Annotated in this window: 18 protein-coding genes, 3 tRNA genes and 1 pseudogene; 16 read left to right on the plus strand and 6 right to left on the minus strand. The window is 57.4% G+C overall.

Annotated elements, in window-relative coordinates:
* Positions 1 to 114: 114 nt before the first annotated feature.
* A pseudogene (locus FVE67_RS09580) lies at positions 115 to 737 on the minus strand (transposase); the annotation flags it as partial.
* A 62-nt stretch (positions 738 to 799) separates the two neighbouring features.
* Here FVE67_RS09580 and FVE67_RS00705 point away from each other — a divergent pair.
* Positions 800 to 888 (plus strand) — tRNA-Leu (locus FVE67_RS00705).
* Between the two features lie 125 nt (positions 889 to 1,013).
* Here FVE67_RS00705 and FVE67_RS00710 read toward each other — a convergent pair.
* A tRNA-His gene (locus tag FVE67_RS00710) sits at positions 1,014 to 1,090 on the minus strand.
* A gap of 127 nt (positions 1,091 to 1,217) precedes the next feature.
* On the opposite strand from FVE67_RS00710, the gene purB reads away from it, so the two are divergent.
* The 8 genes from purB (at position 1,218) to dnaB (ending at position 6,184) form a co-directional block, all read left to right on the plus strand.
* A complete protein-coding gene (gene purB, locus FVE67_RS00715) occupies positions 1,218 to 2,543 on the plus strand; it encodes an adenylosuccinate lyase (protein ID WP_168718763.1) in 1,326 nt (441 codons plus the stop codon).
* A 10-nt stretch (positions 2,544 to 2,553) separates the two neighbouring features.
* Complete coding sequence (locus tag FVE67_RS00720; RefSeq protein WP_210534616.1) at positions 2,554 to 2,928, plus strand: (deoxy)nucleoside triphosphate pyrophosphohydrolase; 375 nt, start codon at positions 2,554 to 2,556, stop codon at positions 2,926 to 2,928.
* Positions 2,929 to 2,961: 33 nt separating this feature from the next.
* The gene (locus tag FVE67_RS00725; RefSeq protein WP_168718765.1) at positions 2,962 to 3,537 is read left to right on the plus strand and encodes a Yip1 family protein; all 576 of its coding nucleotides are present in this window, start codon (positions 2,962 to 2,964) and stop codon (positions 3,535 to 3,537) included.
* Positions 3,538 to 3,579: 42 nt separating this feature from the next.
* Positions 3,580 to 3,654: transfer RNA gene (locus tag FVE67_RS00730), tRNA-Val, on the plus strand.
* Positions 3,655 to 3,751: 97 nt separating this feature from the next.
* Positions 3,752 to 4,075: a 30S ribosomal protein S6 gene (gene rpsF / locus FVE67_RS00735; protein WP_168720301.1), complete on the plus strand. Its 324-nt coding sequence runs from the start codon at positions 3,752 to 3,754 to the stop codon at positions 4,073 to 4,075.
* A 15-nt stretch (positions 4,076 to 4,090) separates the two neighbouring features.
* Positions 4,091 to 4,366, plus strand: a complete 276-nt coding sequence (gene rpsR / locus FVE67_RS00740) for a 30S ribosomal protein S18 (protein ID WP_168718766.1) — start codon at positions 4,091 to 4,093, stop codon at positions 4,364 to 4,366.
* Between the two features lie 2 nt (positions 4,367 to 4,368).
* Positions 4,369 to 4,818 (plus strand): 50S ribosomal protein L9, encoded by a 450-nt coding sequence (rplI, locus tag FVE67_RS00745; protein ID WP_168718767.1) that lies wholly within the window; start codon positions 4,369 to 4,371, stop codon positions 4,816 to 4,818.
* A 1-nt stretch (position 4,819) separates the two neighbouring features.
* Positions 4,820 to 6,184, plus strand: a complete 1,365-nt coding sequence (gene dnaB / locus FVE67_RS00750; RefSeq protein WP_168718768.1) for a replicative DNA helicase — start codon at positions 4,820 to 4,822, stop codon at positions 6,182 to 6,184.
* Here dnaB and rlmN read toward each other — a convergent pair.
* Genes rlmN through FVE67_RS00770 form a run of 4 tightly spaced genes read right to left on the minus strand, consistent with a single transcriptional unit; the run spans position 6,181 to position 10,511 of the window.
* On the minus strand, positions 6,181 to 7,233 hold the full coding sequence (gene rlmN, locus FVE67_RS00755; protein WP_168718769.1) for a dual-specificity RNA methyltransferase RlmN: 1,053 nt from the start codon (positions 7,231 to 7,233) through the stop codon (positions 6,181 to 6,183). The genes dnaB and rlmN overlap by 4 nt on opposite strands.
* Positions 7,234 to 7,262: 29 nt before the next feature.
* Positions 7,263 to 8,843 (minus strand): phosphoglycerate dehydrogenase, encoded by a 1,581-nt coding sequence (gene serA / locus FVE67_RS00760; protein ID WP_168718770.1) that lies wholly within the window; start codon positions 8,841 to 8,843, stop codon positions 7,263 to 7,265.
* Complete coding sequence (locus tag FVE67_RS00765; RefSeq protein ID WP_168718771.1) at positions 8,840 to 9,997, minus strand: pyridoxal-phosphate-dependent aminotransferase family protein; 1,158 nt, start codon at positions 9,995 to 9,997, stop codon at positions 8,840 to 8,842. Before FVE67_RS00765 ends, serA begins: the two co-directional genes overlap by 4 nt.
* Before the next feature lie 55 nt (positions 9,998 to 10,052).
* Positions 10,053 to 10,511 (minus strand): RrF2 family transcriptional regulator, encoded by a 459-nt coding sequence (locus FVE67_RS00770; RefSeq protein WP_168718772.1) that lies wholly within the window; start codon positions 10,509 to 10,511, stop codon positions 10,053 to 10,055.
* A 106-nt stretch (positions 10,512 to 10,617) separates the two neighbouring features.
* Between FVE67_RS00770 and FVE67_RS00775 the strand changes: the two genes are divergently transcribed.
* The 7 genes from FVE67_RS00775 to amrA all read left to right on the plus strand — a co-directional run bounded on the left by FVE67_RS00775 (position 10,618) and on the right by amrA (position 16,907).
* Positions 10,618 to 11,871 carry an O-acetylhomoserine aminocarboxypropyltransferase/cysteine synthase family protein gene (locus tag FVE67_RS00775; RefSeq protein WP_168718773.1) on the plus strand — a complete coding sequence of 418 codons (1,254 nt, stop codon included), beginning with the start codon at positions 10,618 to 10,620 and terminating at the stop codon, positions 11,869 to 11,871.
* Positions 11,868 to 13,040 (plus strand): homoserine O-acetyltransferase MetX, encoded by a 1,173-nt coding sequence (gene metX / locus FVE67_RS00780; RefSeq protein ID WP_168718774.1) that lies wholly within the window; start codon positions 11,868 to 11,870, stop codon positions 13,038 to 13,040. The genes FVE67_RS00775 and metX overlap by 4 nt, the downstream gene beginning before the upstream one ends.
* Positions 13,041 to 13,044: 4 nt before the next feature.
* Positions 13,045 to 13,659 carry a methionine biosynthesis protein MetW gene (metW, locus tag FVE67_RS00785; protein ID WP_168720302.1) on the plus strand — a complete coding sequence of 205 codons (615 nt, stop codon included), beginning with the start codon at positions 13,045 to 13,047 and terminating at the stop codon, positions 13,657 to 13,659.
* Positions 13,643 to 14,587, plus strand: a complete 945-nt coding sequence (gene epsC, locus FVE67_RS00790; protein ID WP_168718775.1) for a serine O-acetyltransferase EpsC — start codon at positions 13,643 to 13,645, stop codon at positions 14,585 to 14,587. Before metW ends, epsC begins: the two co-directional genes overlap by 17 nt.
* The gene (cysK, locus tag FVE67_RS00795) at positions 14,584 to 15,513 is read left to right on the plus strand and encodes a cysteine synthase A (RefSeq protein ID WP_168718776.1); all 930 of its coding nucleotides are present in this window, start codon (positions 14,584 to 14,586) and stop codon (positions 15,511 to 15,513) included. The genes epsC and cysK overlap by 4 nt, the downstream gene beginning before the upstream one ends.
* Before the next feature lie 66 nt (positions 15,514 to 15,579).
* Positions 15,580 to 16,344, plus strand: coding sequence for a DsbC family protein (locus FVE67_RS00800; RefSeq protein ID WP_168718777.1), 765 nt, complete (start codon positions 15,580 to 15,582; stop codon positions 16,342 to 16,344).
* Entirely contained in the window at positions 16,341 to 16,907 is a 567-nt protein-coding gene (gene amrA, locus FVE67_RS00805) for an AmmeMemoRadiSam system protein A (protein WP_168718778.1), read from the plus strand. Before FVE67_RS00800 ends, amrA begins: the two co-directional genes overlap by 4 nt.
* Positions 16,908 to 16,926: the final 19 nt, after the last annotated feature.

Below are 16,926 nucleotides of genomic sequence, written 5' to 3' on the forward strand. Positions count from 1 at the left end.
AGCAAATTATTTAGGTAGAGGCCGTGTGATGCCCCCGCAGGAGGGGAGCGTTTTATGAATTCCTGAAGCAGAGGGAAATTTTGTAGGCGCTTGTCAAGTTTTCTGTGTCTGGACTTAGTGGTCATCTTTAGAAAACCTCTCCTCAAAAAGGTACCTCAGGAGATGAGCTACTTCCCGATACTTCCAGTTAGGACGCCTCCAGCGACCCTCTAAAAGTTCTTTGGCCAATAGCCCGTACCGAAAATTCCGATCCCTTTCCGAATGAAAATATCCTCCACAAGCCCTCTCTGCCTCCTCTATTTTCCGATTAAGGCCTTCGGCCAAATTCGTCGAAGAAAATAGCGGTCTAAGCTCCCTTGGATATTTCAAGAAAGCCAGATAACGCTCCTTTCGCCTGGCAACCCTTCTCACAAAATCCATCTCCTGCGGTAGCTTCTCCAACAGGGATTCAAAAAGCCTCAAGCCTTCCTCATAGTTGAGCTGTTCTTGATACTCTGGAAATAGTCTCTGAAAGTTCGATAGTGCTCTCGGCTGAGGTGCCGTCTGGCGTTGCGCAGAAGATGTACGGTACAGAGCTGAATATCTGCCCTGGGGAAGAAGGCTTCGGTAAGAGAAGATAGGCCGGGAAAATCATCATGAACCACAATAAGGACTCTTCTTAAGCCCCTCTGGATAAGCTTCTCAAGAACTTTTTTCCAATTTTCTTTGCTTTCCTGACCTTCGAAGGTATCCCTTCCTTGCGACCAAAAATAAGCCGGGTAAAATTTTTGAAAATGAAAATAAAAGGAGTTAACCCTTGGCCCGGGTGGCGGAACAGGTAGACGCTGGGGACTTAAAATCCTCTGGGGTTCCCACCCCGTGCCGGTTCGAGTCCGGCCCCGGGCACCAAGCCTCCCGAAGCTCTACCTCCTCGATCCCTTGATCCTCTCAGGATAAGAACCCCTGCAGGAAAGGAGACGCTAGAGAAAATTAGATGGATCTTCCTAAGGAAGGAAAATGGAGACTCCTATAAATGGGGTGACCGGTGGGACTCGAACCCACGATCTCCGGGGCCACAGCCCGGCGCTCTGACCACCTGAGCTACGGTCACCACCGCAGACGTTCTTAAAAATAACCGTCAACCCCATCTTCCGCAACCCTGCTCCTGCGGACTGGCCATACTGGAAGTTTTCGTTTATGTTTCGGCCAAACAAGCAAACTTTAAGGGAGGTTTGTTCATGATACCCCGTTACACCCGGCCGGAAATGGCCCGCCTGTGGAGCCCGGAAGAAAAGCTCCGGGCCTGGCTTCTGGTGGAAGTTCTGGCCTGTGAGGCCTGGGCCAAGCTGGGCAAAGTGCCCAAAGAGGCCCTGCAGGCAATTCAGGAAAAGACCCGTCCCTTCATCGAAAGGGGCTTTAGCGCTGAGGACGTAGCCCGGGTGGAGGAGATCGAACGGGAGACCCGACACGACGTTATTGCCTTTCTCACTTACATGGAACGAATCATCGGCCCGGAGGGCCGTTTCCTCCACCTAGGAATGACCTCCTCGGACATGCTGGACACCGCTATGGCCTGGCTTATGAAGCGGGCTCTGGAGCTCATCATCAAAGACGTAAAGGCCGTCCTTGAAGTCCTCCGGGAACGGGCCTTCGAACACAAAAACACGGTAATGATCGGGCGCACCCACGGCATTCATGCCGAGCCTATCACCTTCGGGCTCAAGCTGGCCCTCTGGTATGAGGAGATGCGCCGAAATCTCAAGCGCCTTGAGACCGCACTCGAGACCATCTCCTACGGCAAGATCTCCGGGGCGGTGGGAACCTTTGCCCACGTGGAACCAGAGGTGGAGGCCTATGTGTGCGAGAAACTCGGCCTCAAGCCCGCTCCCATCTCCAATCAGGTCATTCAGCGAGACCGCTATGCGGAATATATGGCGGCGTTGGCCCTTCTGGCCGGAACCGTGGAAAAAATAGCTACCGAGATCCGGCACCTCCAGCGGACGGAGGTCCTCGAGGCGGAAGAACCCTTTGGCAAAGGACAGAAAGGCTCTTCGGCCATGCCCCACAAGCGCAACCCCATTCTCTCGGAAAACCTCTGCGGACTGGCCCGGCTGGTGCGGGGCTACCTCACCCCGGCGCTCGAAAACATGGCCCTCTGGCACGAAAGGGACATCAGTCACTCCTCGGTGGAACGGGTCATCGTACCGGATGCCACTACCGCCGCGGATTTCATGCTCAAACGTCTTGAAGGACTTTTGCGGGGCCTGGTGGTCTATCCCGAAAGAATGCGCAAGAATCTTGAACTTTTGCGGGGACTAATCTTCTCTCAACCCCTGCTTTTAGCCTTGACCGAAAAGGGCCTTCCCCGAGAAAAGGCCTACGCTCTGGTTCAGCGCAACGCCATGATCGTTTGGCAGGACGAGACCAAGACCTTCAAGGAATTGGTCCTCGCAGACGCGGAAATCCGAAAGCATTTAAGCCCGGAAGAGATCGAGGGGCTCTTCGATCTTCGGCACTATCTGCGGCATGTGGACACCATCTTCCGGCGGGTCTTCGGAGAATAAGGTCCCGGTAGTGGCCGCCTTCCTGCGAGAGGCCTCGGGCCGCATCCTTCTTTCCCGAAGACCTCCGGGAAAGGCCCGGGCCGGGCTCTGGGAATTCCCCGGAGGAAAGGTAAAGCCCGGAGAAAGCCCGGCAGAGGCTCTGCGCCGAGAGCTCCGGGAAGAACTGGGACTCGAGGCCTCCGTCGGCCAGGAACTAGCCCGTCTTATCCACGTCTATCCAGACCTTACCATCGAACTCATCCTCCTGGAGGCCTTTGCCGAAAACTACCCCCAGGCCCTTGAGGGACAGGAATGGGGCTGGTTTCGGCCCGAAGAAATAGAAAAGGTGCCCTTGGCTCCGGCTGACCGCAGACTCTGGCAACTTCTCTACAAAAATTCTTTGTGATATTAAAACTGAAAAAAACTCAGGAGAAAAAAAGTGGACTTTTTTCAGCGGGTAAAAAGGATTGTTTTTTCTCCCCGAGAGGAATGGCCGGTCATCGAATCCGAAGACCTTTCCCTGAGCGATCTCTATGGGCGTTACGCCCTCATCCTCATCGGGGCCTCTTCTCTGGCCAAGGCTCTAGGCCTCTTTCTTTTCGGGTTTCCCATGGGACATATGGGAGTAAACCTCCCCGGACCTCTCCTCGTGGGACAGGCCCTCTTTGAGGTCCTCGTTCAGACCGCCAATCTCCTCCTAGCCTCCCTGGTGGTCCATTATCTTGCTCCTCATTTTGGAGGAGAGTCCGACTTCCTAGCGGCCAACAAGCTGGTGGTCTTTTCTTCTACCCCGGGCTGGTTGGGAGGGCTCCTGGGGATCTTTCCTCCCTTAAGAATCTTCGAATGGCTTTTTGGCCTTTACGGTCTTTATCTATTTTATCTCGGGGCTCCGGTGATTCTTAAGATTTCCCCCGAGAAAAAAGGCCTTTTCCTAGCGATTTGTCTCGTGGTCCTTTTGGCCCTCTTTTTCGTGATCGGTCTCCTCCTGATGCCCTTCCATCCTACGCATTTCTGAGGGCTTGCGTGTCGCCAAAAGCGGGCTATATTAACACCCGGTGGGCGGTTAGCTCAGTGGTAGAGCGTCATCCTCACACGGTGGAAGTCGCTGGTTCGAATCCAGCACCGCCCACCAATAATTTTAAAACCAAAACTCCTTGCTCCCGGCGAAGACCGGGGGCCGAAAGACCAAGGGGAGGTAAGAGATGTTGACCTACGAAAGACCCAAGCGTATCCGTAAGTATGAAACCCTCTTCATCGTTCATCCCGATCGGGTAGAAGAAAGACAAGAAGTTCTGGACAAGCTCACCCGGCTTATCGAAGAAAACGATGGGGGTGTGCTCAAGGTGGACGAATGGGGAATGCGCAAACTGGCCTACCCGATCGAGAAGAAAAGGCAGGGTTACTACATTCTGATGGAATTTTACGGCAATGCCGAACTTCCCCCGAAGCTGGAATATCTCTTTCGGGTGGACGAACGGGTGATCCGTTTCATCGTGGTCAAGCTGGAAGACCGTTACCAGCCCGAGGCCGAAGTTGTGGCCGAGGCGGCTTAGGAAAGGAGGGAGACCATGGCCAACAATCCCAACGTAAGAAGGCGTTTTGTCCCGCGCAAGAAGGTCTGCCGCTTCTGTGCGGATCCCAATCTCAAGATCGATTATAAGGAACCCGAGGTCCTCAAGGCCTTTCTCACCGAACGAGGCAAGATCATTCACCGGCGCCAGACGGGCACCTGCGCCTATCATCAACGGCAGCTTACCACGGCCATCAAGCGGGCCCGCATCATGGCCCTTCTGCCCTTTGTGGCCGAACTTGAGCCTGAAGAAATCGTCCGCATGGGAGGCTAGCCATGGAGGTCATCCTGCGCACCCACGTGCCTAAACTGGGGAAACCTGGAGATGTGGTGCGGGTCAAGGACGGTTATGCCCGCAATTATCTCCTCCCCAAGGGTCTGGCCATCCCGGCCAATCGTAAAAATCTCGCGGCCATGGAGCGAGAGCGCCGGATCATCTTGGCCAAGGCCGAACGGGAACGCAAGAAACATATGAGTGTGGCCGAAAAGATTGAGGCCCTGACTCTCACCATCCCCCAGCGGGTGATCGAAGAAGACCGCCTCTACGGTTCAGTCTCGGCTCAGGATATCGTGGCGGAGCTTGAAAAACAGGGGATCCAGATCTCCCGCAAACAGGTACTCCTGGAGGCCCCCATCAAGACCCTGGGGGAATATGAGGTCCCCATCCGGATTTCTCCGGAGGTGACCGCCACCTTAAAAATCCAAGTGGTTCCTTTGGAAGAGTAGCTTGGCCCGTAGGCGAGAGGCCCAGGTCCCGGAACTCCTCGGAAGGATTCCGCCCCATAATCTGGAGGCGGAAAGGGGGGTCCTGGGAAGCGTCTTCCTTGAGCCCTCGGTCATCCTTAAAGTGGTAGAGATCCTCTCTCCGGAGGATTTCTACCGGGAGGCCCATGCGGAAATTTATCGGGCCATGCTTTCTCTTTTCGAGCGCCACGAACCCATAGATCTGGTCACCGTCCATGACGAGCTTTCGCAGCGGGGGCGACTGGAGGAGGTGGGCGGGGCGGCCTATCTGGCGGAGTTGGCCGGGCTCCTTCCCACCTCGGCCCATGCCGTCCATTATGCCCAGATCGTAAAGGAAAAGGCCCTTCTGCGGCGCCTTATTCGGGCTGCCACAGAGATCGCTGCCCGGGCCTACGAGGCCGCCGAGCCGGTGGAAGATCTCCTTGAGGCCGCAGAAAAGACCATCTTTGAGCTGCGCTCTTATTCCGAAAGGGAAGGCTTCCGCAGTCTCAAAGAACTCATCAAGGACACCATCCGGGAGATTGAGCGCTTGCATCAGCGCCCGGAACTCATCACCGGGGTTCCCACGGGTTTTACGGAGTTCGACCACCTCACCGCAGGCCTTCAACCGGGAGACCTTATCATCGTGGCCGGACGTCCCAGCATGGGTAAGACCTCTTTTGCTCTGAATATCGCCTGCTACGCTGCAGGAGAGGCCGGGATCCCGGTGGGAATCTTTTCGCTAGAGATGAGCCGGGAACAGCTGGCGGCCCGGATGCTCTGCGCCGAGGCCCGGGTCAACCTTCAACATCTGCGCACGGGACGCATCTCCGAGTCTGAATGGCAGCGCCTCACCTTTGCGGCCAACAAGCTCTCCCGGGCCCCCATCTTCGTGGATGACACTCCGGCCCTTTCCATCCTGGATCTCCGGGCCAAGGCCCGGCGGCTCATGAGCGAACACGGCCTGGGCCTCATCATCATCGACTACCTCCAGCTCCTCCAGAGCCGGGAACGTCGCGAGCGCCGGGAACAGGAAATCTCGGAGATTTCCTCCTCTCTCAAGGCCATGGCCAAGGAGTTCAACGTGCCGGTGGTGGCCCTCTCCCAGCTCAACCGTAAGGTGGAGGAGCGGCCGGACAAACGCCCCCAGCTTTCGGATCTACGAGAGTCCGGGGCTATCGAACAGGATGCCGACCTGATCGTCTTTCTCTATCGGGATGAGGTTTATAACCGCGACACTCCCCACAAAGGGGTGGCCGAGGTCATCATCGGCAAACAGAGAAACGGCCCCACCGGAGTGGTCAAACTGGCCTTCCAGGCCCCTTATTCTTCCTTCGCCAATCTCGCAGAAGAGCAGCCGGAATTTTAAGAGAGGGCCAGTTCGGCCCGGAGTTGTCCACAGGCCGCTCCGATGTCCAGGCCTTTGCTTTTGCGGACGGTGGCCACCACACCTTCGGAAAGGATGGCCTCCTGGAAGCGACGCACCCGGGCCTCCGAAGGCCGCTTGAAGGGGAGTTCCGGATGAGGATTGAAGGGAATGAGATTGACCTTGACCGGAATCCCCCGCAGGATCTCCACCAGCTTGCGGGCCTGCCAGGGATGATCGTTAATCCCTTCCAGGAGCACATATTCTACGGTAAGGCGCGCTCCACGCCTTAGAGGATAGCTGCGACAGGCAGCCAGGATCTCTTCCAAGGGGTAGCGGCGGGTGGCCGGAATGAGCCGGGCCCGGAGTTCATTTTCCGGGGCATGAAGAGAAATAGCCAGGGCCACCGGATACTCCTCGGCCAGGGCCCGCATCTGGGGCACCAGACCCACCGTGGAGACCGTGGTGCGCTTGCGGGCGAAATGGAAACCTTGAGGGTGGGTAAGGATCTTCAAGGCCTTTACCAGATTCCGATAATTGGCTAGGGGTTCCCCCATACCCATAAAGACCAGATTGCGCAGGGGCTTGTCCTGGATCCCGGCCTCCTCCATAAAACGCCGGGCCAGGAGCACCTGGGAGACGATCTCCCCGGGACTGAGATTGCGCCGGAAGCCCATGCGCCCCGTAAGGCAGAAACGACACCCCATGGCGCAGCCCACCTGAGTGGAAAGACAAAGGGTGTAGTGATCCCTCTCGGGGATGAGCACGCACTCCACCACCTCTCCGTCAAGAAGGCCTACCGCCAACTTTGCCGTGCCGTCGGTGGAGAGCTTGCGTTCCAGGAGACGGGGAAGGGCAATGGTGGCTTCCTGGGAAAGCTTTTCCCGCAGGGCCTTAGGGAGATCGGTCATCCGGGAGAAGTCCTCCACCTCCGGCCTTACCAGCCAGCGGAAGACCTGCCGGCCCCGAAAAGAGGGCTCCCCGAGCCCCTCAAAAAAGGCCTCGAGCTCTTCTAGCGTCAGATCTCTCAGGTTTACACGTTCTTTTTTCATTCTTGCTCCCAACTCCCCCCTTTAAACCCTTACAACTCCAAAGCCTTCACCGAGTGGACGTGCGGGAGATTTCGGAGAGCGGAAAGGACCTCCTCTGAGGGGGCTTGATCTACGGAAAGAAGGATTACATTGCGGCGCTTTTCCGGCTCCTGTCCTACATGCATACGAGAAATGTTTAGACCGGCCTCTCCCAGAGTGACCCCGATGAGACCGATCACTCCGGGTCGGTCGTCGTTGTGGATATAAAGCATGTGCCCCTGAGGGAGGGCGTCCAGCTGAAAATCATTGATGCGTACGATACGCGGCTCCATCTTTCCGAAGATGGTCCCCGCAAGATAATTTTCTCCTCCTTTAAATTTAACGGTAACGCCGATGAGATTCAAAAAGTCCTCGGCGGTCTCGGTCTTGGATTCCAAAATCTTGATCCCCCTCTCCCGGGCCCGATAGAGGGCGTTGACGTAGTTCACATCCTCGCGCAGGGCCCGAGAAAGAAGGCCTTTAAGAAGGGCCATGGTAAGGGGGGCGGTATCCAGACGGGAGACCTCTCCCTGATAGACGATGGAGACTTCGGTGATGGGACCTTCGGCCAACTGAGCCTGCATAGCCCCCAGTTTTTCGGCCAGTACCAGATAGGGCTTCAAAACCTTCAGGGCCTCGGCGGAGACCGAAGGCATATTCACCGCATTGCGCACCACTCCGTGCACCAAAAAGTCCACCACCTGGCTGGCCGCGGCCACAGCCACATTCTTCTGGGCCTCTAGGGTGGAGGCCCCCAGATGAGGGGTGCAGACGAAGTTTTCTAAAGAGAAAAGGGGGTGATCGGGATCCGGCGGTTCCTTCTCGAAAACATCCAGGGCCGCCCCCGCCACCTTTCCGCTTTTCATGGCCTCGTAAAGGGCCCTCTCGTCCACGATCCCCCCGCGGGCGCAGTTGATAACGAGCACCCCGTCTTTCATCTTGGCGAAGCTTTCGGCATTAAGCAGGTGGTAGGTCTCTTTCATCAGGGGAACATGGACGGTAATGATATCCGAGCGGGCGTAAAGTTCGTCCAGGGAGACCAGCTCCACCCCCATCTCCGAGGCCCGCTCCGGGGTCACGTAAGGATCATAGGCGATGACCTTCATCTTGAGCCCCTGGGCCCTTTCCGCCACCACCGAGCCGATGCGTCCCAGCCCGATGATCCCCAGGGTCTTTCCCATGAGCTCGCGGCCCAGGAACTTCTTGCGCTCCCAGCGACCGGCCTTAAGGGAGGCCATGGCTTGAGGGACGTTGCGGGCCATGGCGAACATGAGGGCCAGGGTATGTTCGGCCGCGGAATTGGTGTTGCCCCCGGGACAGTTCATGACCACGATGCCCCGGCGGCTGGCCGCCTCCAGATCCACGTTGTCCAGCCCCGTACCCGCCCGGGCAATAACCTTGAGCCTTTCGGCGGCCTCGATAATTTCGGCCGTAAGCTTGGTGCCGCTACGGATAATGATGCCGTCGGCCTCCCGGATGGCCTCCTTGAGTTCCTCCGGGGAAAGACCCACCCGTTCTTCCACCTCCAATCCGGCCTTTTTCAGAATTTCCAGACCTTCAGGAAGAAGAGGATCGGTTACCAGGACCTTCATGCGTAGACCTCCTCCGCGTGCTCTCGAATAATCTCCAAGGCTCGGGCCACCCCGGCCCCTATTTTAACCGGCCAGCCCAGCTCCGAAAGGCCCACCTCTAGAGCAGAAAGGGCGAGCACTCCCTCGAGCGGGCTCTGGTGTCCCATGTGGGTGATGCGCACCACCTTTCCCTTGAGCTGGCCCTGCCCTCCGGCGAGCACCACCCCGTAGCGCTTCCGCAGGAGCCTGGTGAGGGCCCCTCCGTCCACCCCTTCCGGGAGTTTGACCATGGTAAGGGCCTCACAGGGCACCCGAGGGAAGATCTCCAGCCCCAAGGCCAAAACTCCTTCCCTACAAGCCCGGGAGACCAAGGCGTAATGGGCAAAGAGTCTCTCAAGCCCGATCTTGCGTATGAGCTGCAGGGACTCTCGTAAAGAAAGAAGAAGAGAGACCGCCGGGGTGTAGGCCGTGGTTTCCTTTTGATAAGCCTTCCATTCCCGACGCAGATCAAAATAATATCTGGGGCTTTCGGCCTTTTCGACCCGCTCCCAGGCCCGCTCCGAAAGGGCCACAAAAGAAAGCCCCGGCGGAAGGGCCAGACTCTTCTGGCTCCCGGCCACCACCACATCGAGCCCCCATTCGTCCATGGGAAGAGGATAGACCCCTAGGGCGGAGATGGCGTCCACCACCACTAGGGCTCCGGCCCGATGAGCCACTTCGGCCACCTCCCGCACCGGGTGCTTCACCCCCGTAGAGGTCTCGTGGGCCTGAAGGAGGATGGCCGCAACACCGGGGTTCTCCGAAAGGGCCCTTTCCACCGCCTCTGGAGAGACAGCCTCCCCCCAAGGAATATCCAGATACACGGGCTGGAGTCCGTAGGCCTCGGCAATCTCCCCCCAACGTTCTCCAAATTTCCCTCCCCGGACTACCAGGACCCGCTCTCCTGGAGAAAAGAGATTGGCCACCGCCGCCTCCATGGCCCCGGTGCCCGAAGAGGCGAAGAAGAAGACAGGCCGCCGGGTCTGGAAGAGATACTGGAGGTCTTCGCGGATTTCGGAAAGAACGGCGGAAAACTCCGGGAGACGGTGATGGGGCGTAGGACGAGCTCCAGCCAACAACACCTCTGGGGCCACCGGTACCGGCCCGGGAGTAAAAAGGTGCCACTTCTGGAACATTCCGCAGCCTCCTTCTAGAGCTTAGGGGCTACTTTAATCCAAAATCAGGGCTTGACTACCCCGAAGGGCTTGCGGATGCGGAAGAGGAGTCCATACGGGCCAGTCTTTCCTGATATTTCCGAGCCAGATCGGCAATGGTAATCCGGGAAAGGGTGTCCCGAATGACCTCGGTAAGGAGATCCCAGACGTCCCGGGTGGGACAAACCGGGCTCATCTCACAGAGGTCGGGATAGCTAACGCAGGGGGTCACGGCCTCATCTCCTTCAAGAAGAGAGACCACCTCCCAAACGGTGATCTCCTCCGGGGGACGGGCCAGGAAGTAGCCCCCTTTGGCTCCTCGGTGGCTTTTGATCAGTCCCGCCTTTTTGAGAGGGATGATGAGTTGCTCCAGATACTTGACCGAAAGCTTCTGTTTTTTGGCAATTTCTCCCAGCTGAACCGGTCCCAGGTCGTGGTGTAAGGCCAACTCGACCAACATACGGGTGGCATACCTGCTTCGCGTGGTAATCCTCATAGCTTTTTTATAAACTTCAATGTCTAGCCTTTCAATATCTACCCTTGCAATCTATACCAAGCCGGTATATATTCACAAAATAGATTTTTTCGCAAGGAGATCCAAGATGAAAAATTGGCGGTTTCACACCCGGGTTATTCATGAAGGTTTACGTCCCGAGGACTGGGAAGGCGCTACCCTCCCGCCCATCTACCAGACGGCCTCCCACCGTCATCCTACGGCCGAAAGCCTAAGTGCGGCCTTCGGGGGCCAGAGTGCGGACCACATCTACCTGCGTCTAAGCAACCCTACCAACCGCTTCCTAGAAGAAAAGCTGGCGGCCTTAGAGGGAGGGGCCGGAGCCATCCTGACTTCCTCCGGCATGGCGGCCATCGCCAACGCCTGCCTGGCCCTCCTGCGCCCGGGAGACGAATTCGTGGCCGGAAATTCCCTTTTTATGTCCACCTACGTGCTCTTCGCCAACATCTTTCCCAAATACGGTATTACCGCCCGCTTCGTGGAGCCCACGGACCTGGAGGCCCTAAAAGCGGCCCTCTCTCCCCGAACCCGGTTTATCTTCGTGGAGACCATCGGCAATCCCAAAATGGATGTTCCAGATCTGGCGGCCCTCGCGGAGATCGCCCACGAAAACGGCCTCCCCCTCATCGTGGACAACACCCTAGCCACCCCTTACCTCTGCCGCCCCATAGAACTGGGGGCAGATATCGTGATCCACTCCACCACCAAGTATCTCAGCGGCCACGGCTGCGCCACCGGCGGGGTTATCATCGACAGCGGCCGCTTCGACTGGACCCAATCCCGGTTTGCCGAGGACTTCAAGCCCTTTGTCGACCGCAGAGGGCCTCTGGCTTATCTCGATAAGGTCTGGCGGGAATATCACATCAATTTCGGGACCACTCAGGCCCCCTTCCACGCCTATCTCACCGCCCTGGGTCTCGACACTCTGGCCCTGCGCATGGAGCGCCATTGCGAAAACGCCCTCAAGGTGGCCCAATTCCTGAGTGAACAACCCGAGGTGCAATGGGTACGTTACCCGGGTCTTCCAGACCATCCCCACCGAGAGGTGGCGGAAAGGCAGTTCCAGGGAAAGGGATTCGGAGGGCTCCTCACCTTCGGCCTCAAGGATCAGGAGACCTGCTTTCGCTTCATCCGGAATCTTCGTCTGGTTTACCATCTGGCCAATCTTGGGGACTGCAAGACCCTGATTATTCATCCTTACTCCAGCCAGTATCTGGCCTTTCCGGAAGATCTCAAACGCTCCCTTTCTATTACTCCGGATCTCTTGCGGCTTTCGGTAGGCCTCGAGGACGTGGAGGACATCTGCGAAGACCTTCGACAGGCCTTGGACAAGGTAAAATGAGCGAGTATATCACCCACGATCAGCGCGGACGGTCCGTAGGAATCGTCCAGAAAAAGTACTTCACCTTCGCCTACCCTCCGGATCTCTTTCCGCTGGAGTGCGGGGCCAAACTGGGGCCCATCACCCTGGCCTACGAAACTTACGGCCAACTCAACGCCGACCGCAGCAACGCCATCCTCATCCTGCATGCCCTCTCCGGGGACTCCCACGTGGCGGGCTACTACTCCAAGGACGACCCCAAGCCCGGCTGGTGGGACTTCATGGTGGGGCCGGGAAAGGCCATCGACACCAACAAGTATTTCGTGATCTGCTCCAACATCCTGGGGGGCTGCGCCGGAAGCACCGGCCCCTCCTCCATCAACCCGCGCACCGGAAAGCCCTACGCCCTGGACTTTCCCTTCGTGACCATTGGAGACATGGTAAGGGCCCAGAAGGTCCTCATCGAGCATCTGGGTATCCGGAAATTGCTCGCGGTTATCGGGGGATCTCTTGGAGGCATGCAGGTCCTCGAATGGGCCCTGCGCTACCCGGAGATGGTGCATGCGGCTATCCCCATCGCCACCACTACCCGGCACTCGGCCCTGGCTATCGCCTTCAACGAGGTGGCTCGACAGGCCATCATGGCCGACCCCAACTGGCGTGGGGGAAATTATTATGACGGACCTCGGCCGGAGATGGGCTTGGCCGTAGCCCGCATGATCGGCCACATCACCTATCTTTCGGATCGGGCCCTGCGGCGCAAGTTCGGCCGGCGCCTCCAGAACAAGAGCCAGTTCTCTTTTGGCTTCGACGTGGATTTTCAGGTGGAAAGCTACCTCCGCTATCAGGGTCGCAAGTTTGTGGAACGCTTCGACGCCAACTCCTTCCTTTACATTACCAAGGCCGCGGACTACTTCGACGTCAAGCGCCAGCACGGGGAAGGCTCCCTGGTGAAGGCCTTTTCCAAGGCCCGAGCCCGTTTTCTGGTGATCTCCTTTTCCTCAGACTGGCTCTATCCTACCTACCAGTCCCGGGAGATGGTCAAGGCCATGAAGAAAAACGGTCTTGACGTGAGTTTCTGTGAGATCGAGGCGGACTGGGGGCACGACGCCTTCCTCATTCCCAACGAAAAATTCGAAAACCTGGTGGCCGCTTTTCTGGAGAGGGTAAGCCGTGAATTCGAACCTTAAGGATCTGCGCTATGACCTCCAGATCATCGCCTCCTGGATCGAACCCGGGGCCCGGGTCATCGATCTGGGCTGTGGCTCCGGGGATCTCCTGCTCCATCTCAAAGAAACCAAAGGAGTCCGGGGAATTGGCATTGAAAAGGACGAGGCCGAAGTCCGGGAGGCCATCCGGAAGGGCCTCACGGTCATCCAGGGAGACCTCAATGAGGAGGTCCGGGATTATCCTGACCAGAGTTTCGATTACGTAATCCTCAGCCAGACCCTCCAGCAGATTTATGAGCCGCATACCCTCCTCAAAGAACTCCTGCGCATCGGCCGCCGGGTCATCGTGAGCTTTCCCAATTTTGCCCATTGGACCATTCGCCTGGATCTCCTCCTTCACGGTCGGGCCCCCAAGAATCCTCAGCTGCCTTATGAATGGTACGACACCCCTAACATCCGGGTAATCACCATCCGGGACTTCCGAAAATTCATCGAAGACCTGGGCTATCAGGTCCTGAAAGAGGCCCCGGTAAGCACTTATAACCGAGACCGCCAGGGAAAGATGGTCCGGAGATGGGCCAATCTCCGGGCCACTTACGGAATTTTTATGGTGGGGAAAAGAGATGCCGGAAAGACTTAAAGTGAGCTGGTACGGAGAACTCCATTCCGTGGTCCAGACCTTGGCCTCTACTTGGGAGGAAAATTGCCGGGAGGACCCGGGGCCGCTGCCCATCCCCCGCCAAGAAGAAGTAATCCGTATTCTCTACCGCACCCGAAGGATCCTTTTTCCGGAATACTTCTCGACCGCCAACCTCAACTCTGAAAATCTCCAGTATTATCTAGGAGAGGAGCTTAGCCGCCTTTTTGAAGAACTGTCCCAGCAAATTAATCTGGCCTTTCGTTACCAGGCCCTGACCCGCCAAAAAGATCCTCTTGAGAGGCCTCTCCAGGGGGAAGAATTGGCCCTCCGATTCATCAAACGGCTTCCAGAGGTGAAAAGACTTCTCCTCACGGACGTGGAAGCAGCCTACATGGGAGATCCTGCGGCCAAAAGTCCCCAGGAGGTCATCTTTTGCTATCCGGGCTTCTTGGCCATCACCATCTACCGCATAGCCCATGAACTTTACCGTCTAGGGGTACCCTATCTTCCCCGGATGATGACCGAACAGGCCCATAGCCTTACCGGGATCGATATCCACCCCGGAGCCACCATTGGGGAAAGCTTTTTTATTGACCACGGGACCGGGGTGGTCATCGGAGAGACCACGATAATCGGCAACCGGGTACGCCTTTATCAGGGGGTGACCCTGGGGGCCCTTTCCGTGCCCAAGGAGGCGGCGGAAGAACTGCGTTTCCGCAAGCGCCACCCCACCATTGAAGACGACGTCATCATCTACGCCAACGCCACCATCCTGGGAGGAGAAACGGTCATCGGAGCCCGATCGGTCATCGGAGGGAACGTCTGGCTTACCGAAAGTGTGCCCCCGGATACCAAGGTCTTTCTCAAAAAACCCGAATTGCATGTCCTGCCTCGCCGGACGAAAAAGCCCCCTAGGAGGAGCGGATGATTTACGAAGGTGTCACTCAGCTTATCGGAAAAACCCCTCTAGTGCGCCTCAAGCGCCTGGCGGAAAACCTGGATGTGGAAATATACGGTAAACTCGAATCCCAGAATCCCCTCTCCAGCGTAAAAGACCGCATCGGCTGGGCCATGATTGAGGCCGCCGAAAGGCAAGGCCTTATCGGACCAGGGACCACCATCGTGGAGCCCACCAGCGGCAACACAGGTATCGCTTTGGCCTTCGTGTGTGCCGAAAAGGGATATCCTCTGGTGCTCACCATGCCGGAGACCATGAGCCTCGAAAGGCGGGCCATCCTCAAACACTTTGGGGCCCGGCTGGTCCTCACTCCCGGGAAACTGGGGATGCGGGGAGCGGTAGAAAGGGCCCGGGAACTGCTCCAAGAAATCCCGGGAGCTTACATGCCGGACCAATTCTCCAATCCGGCTAATCCGGAAATCCATCGGCGGACCACGGCCGAGGAGATCTGGCAAGACACCCAGGGCCGGGTGGACCTCCTGGTGGCCGGGGTAGGCACTGGAGGGACCATTACCGGGGTCTCGGAGGTCCTCAAGGCCCGCAGACCCTCCTTTAAGGCTATAGCGGTGGAACCCGCAGAGTCGCCGGTTCTGTCCGGAGGGCCGCCCGGACCTCACAAAATTCAGGGAATCGGGGCGGGCTTTGTGCCCCCCATTCTTAATCTAAAGGTCATCGACGAGATCGTTCGGGTGAAATCTGAAGAGGCTATAGAGACTGCCCGGAGGTTGGCCCGGGAGGAGGCCCTCCTCTGCGGGATCTCCTCCGGAGCGGCGGTCTGGGCGGCCTTGCAGGTGGCCCGGAGGCCGGAAAATAAAGGAAAAGTAATGGTGGTTATCCTTCCAGACACCGGCGAGCGCTATCTCAGTACCGAACTCTTCAATCCTTCTTCCGATTAACTTGGGACTGCCTTTACAGGACCTCTTCCGGATGCTATCTTTCTTCCAAAAGGGCGAGGTTTCCTTATGCGTAAATTCTTTTCTTTTAAGGAACTAGGGTTTCTTCTGGTGATCGTTCTTCTGGGAGGGTCCCCCCTTTATGCCTCCAAGGAAAAGACGGACTGCCCCGGGGTAAAAACGGTAAGTGGCCTCCTCCACCAGCTTTCCTCTCAAGAAGTTCAAGTGCTTTCGGTCAGGCCCTCTCCGGTAAAGGGGCTCTGTGAGGTAGTGGTCCAGCAGAACGGACGCAAAGGGGTCACTTATGTAGACCTTACCGGAAAGTTCCTGGTGCTGGGACGCCTCATCGAGATCTCTACCAAGAAGGATCTGACCGGAGCCCGTATCCAAGAGCTCAACAAGATTGTTCTTTCTCCGGAAAAAATAAAAGAACTCCGCAAATATGTGGCCTTTTCCGCGGGTCAGGGCCCGGAGATCTTCTTGATCACCGATCCGGACTGTCCCTTCTGTAGAAAGGCCGAAGATATCCTCTGGCCCCTGGTTCAAAAGAAGAAGATCCGGGTAAACGTGGTCTTTTTTCCCCTGGACCGCCTTCACCCCGAGGCCCATCGCAAGGCGGTAGCCCTTATCTGTGAGAAAAAAGGCTTTGAGGATCTGGTGGCCGGCTACAGCGGAAACGCCACCTGTCCCGAAGGAGAAAACAAGGTAACCCAGGGGCAAAAATTCCTCCTTTCTTTAGGAATAAGGGGTACGCCCACCTATATCTTTCCTTCCGGGGAGACCCATTCCGGGGTGCTTCCGGCGGAAAGGCTCCTCGAAATGGTTAAAAAATGAGTCTTTCTCCCCCGGAGAGGGCCTATCTTCTGCGACTGGCCCGGGAGAGCCTGGAGAAGGCCTTTGGCCTGAGGGAGGACTATTCCTTGCCCTACCCTCCCCCTTTCGAGCGCTTGCATGAGCCGCGAGGAGCCTTCGTAACCCTTAAGAGGCATGGGCATCTCCGGGGCTGCATCGGGACCTTTGAGGCTGCCTCACCCCTCTACCGGGTGGTAGAGGAGATGGCCCTGGCCGCGGCCTTCAATGATCCCCGCTTTTCCCCTTTAAGCCCGGAGGAACTTGACGAAGTGGAAATAGAGATTTCGGTCCTTTCCCCCCTTCGTCCCGGCCGCCCGGAGGAGGTAGAAGTGGGCCGTCATGGGGTCTACCTCATCCGGGGAGCCTTTCGGGGCGTGCTTCTGCCCCAGGTAGCCGTAGAATACGGCTGGGATCGGGAGACCTTCCTGGATCACGTCTGCCTTAAGGCCGGACTTCCTCCCCGCTGCTGGCAGGACCCCCGCACGGAGATCTATCTCTTTACTGCTGAAGTATTCGAAGAAAATGAGGACTTGCCAAAAGAGTGAGTTTAAGTATAGGATAGGG

The organism is Thermosulfurimonas marina (genome assembly GCF_012317585.1).
In the GTDB taxonomy this organism is placed as follows: domain Bacteria; phylum Desulfobacterota; class Thermodesulfobacteria; order Thermodesulfobacteriales; family Thermodesulfobacteriaceae; genus Thermosulfurimonas_A; species Thermosulfurimonas_A marina.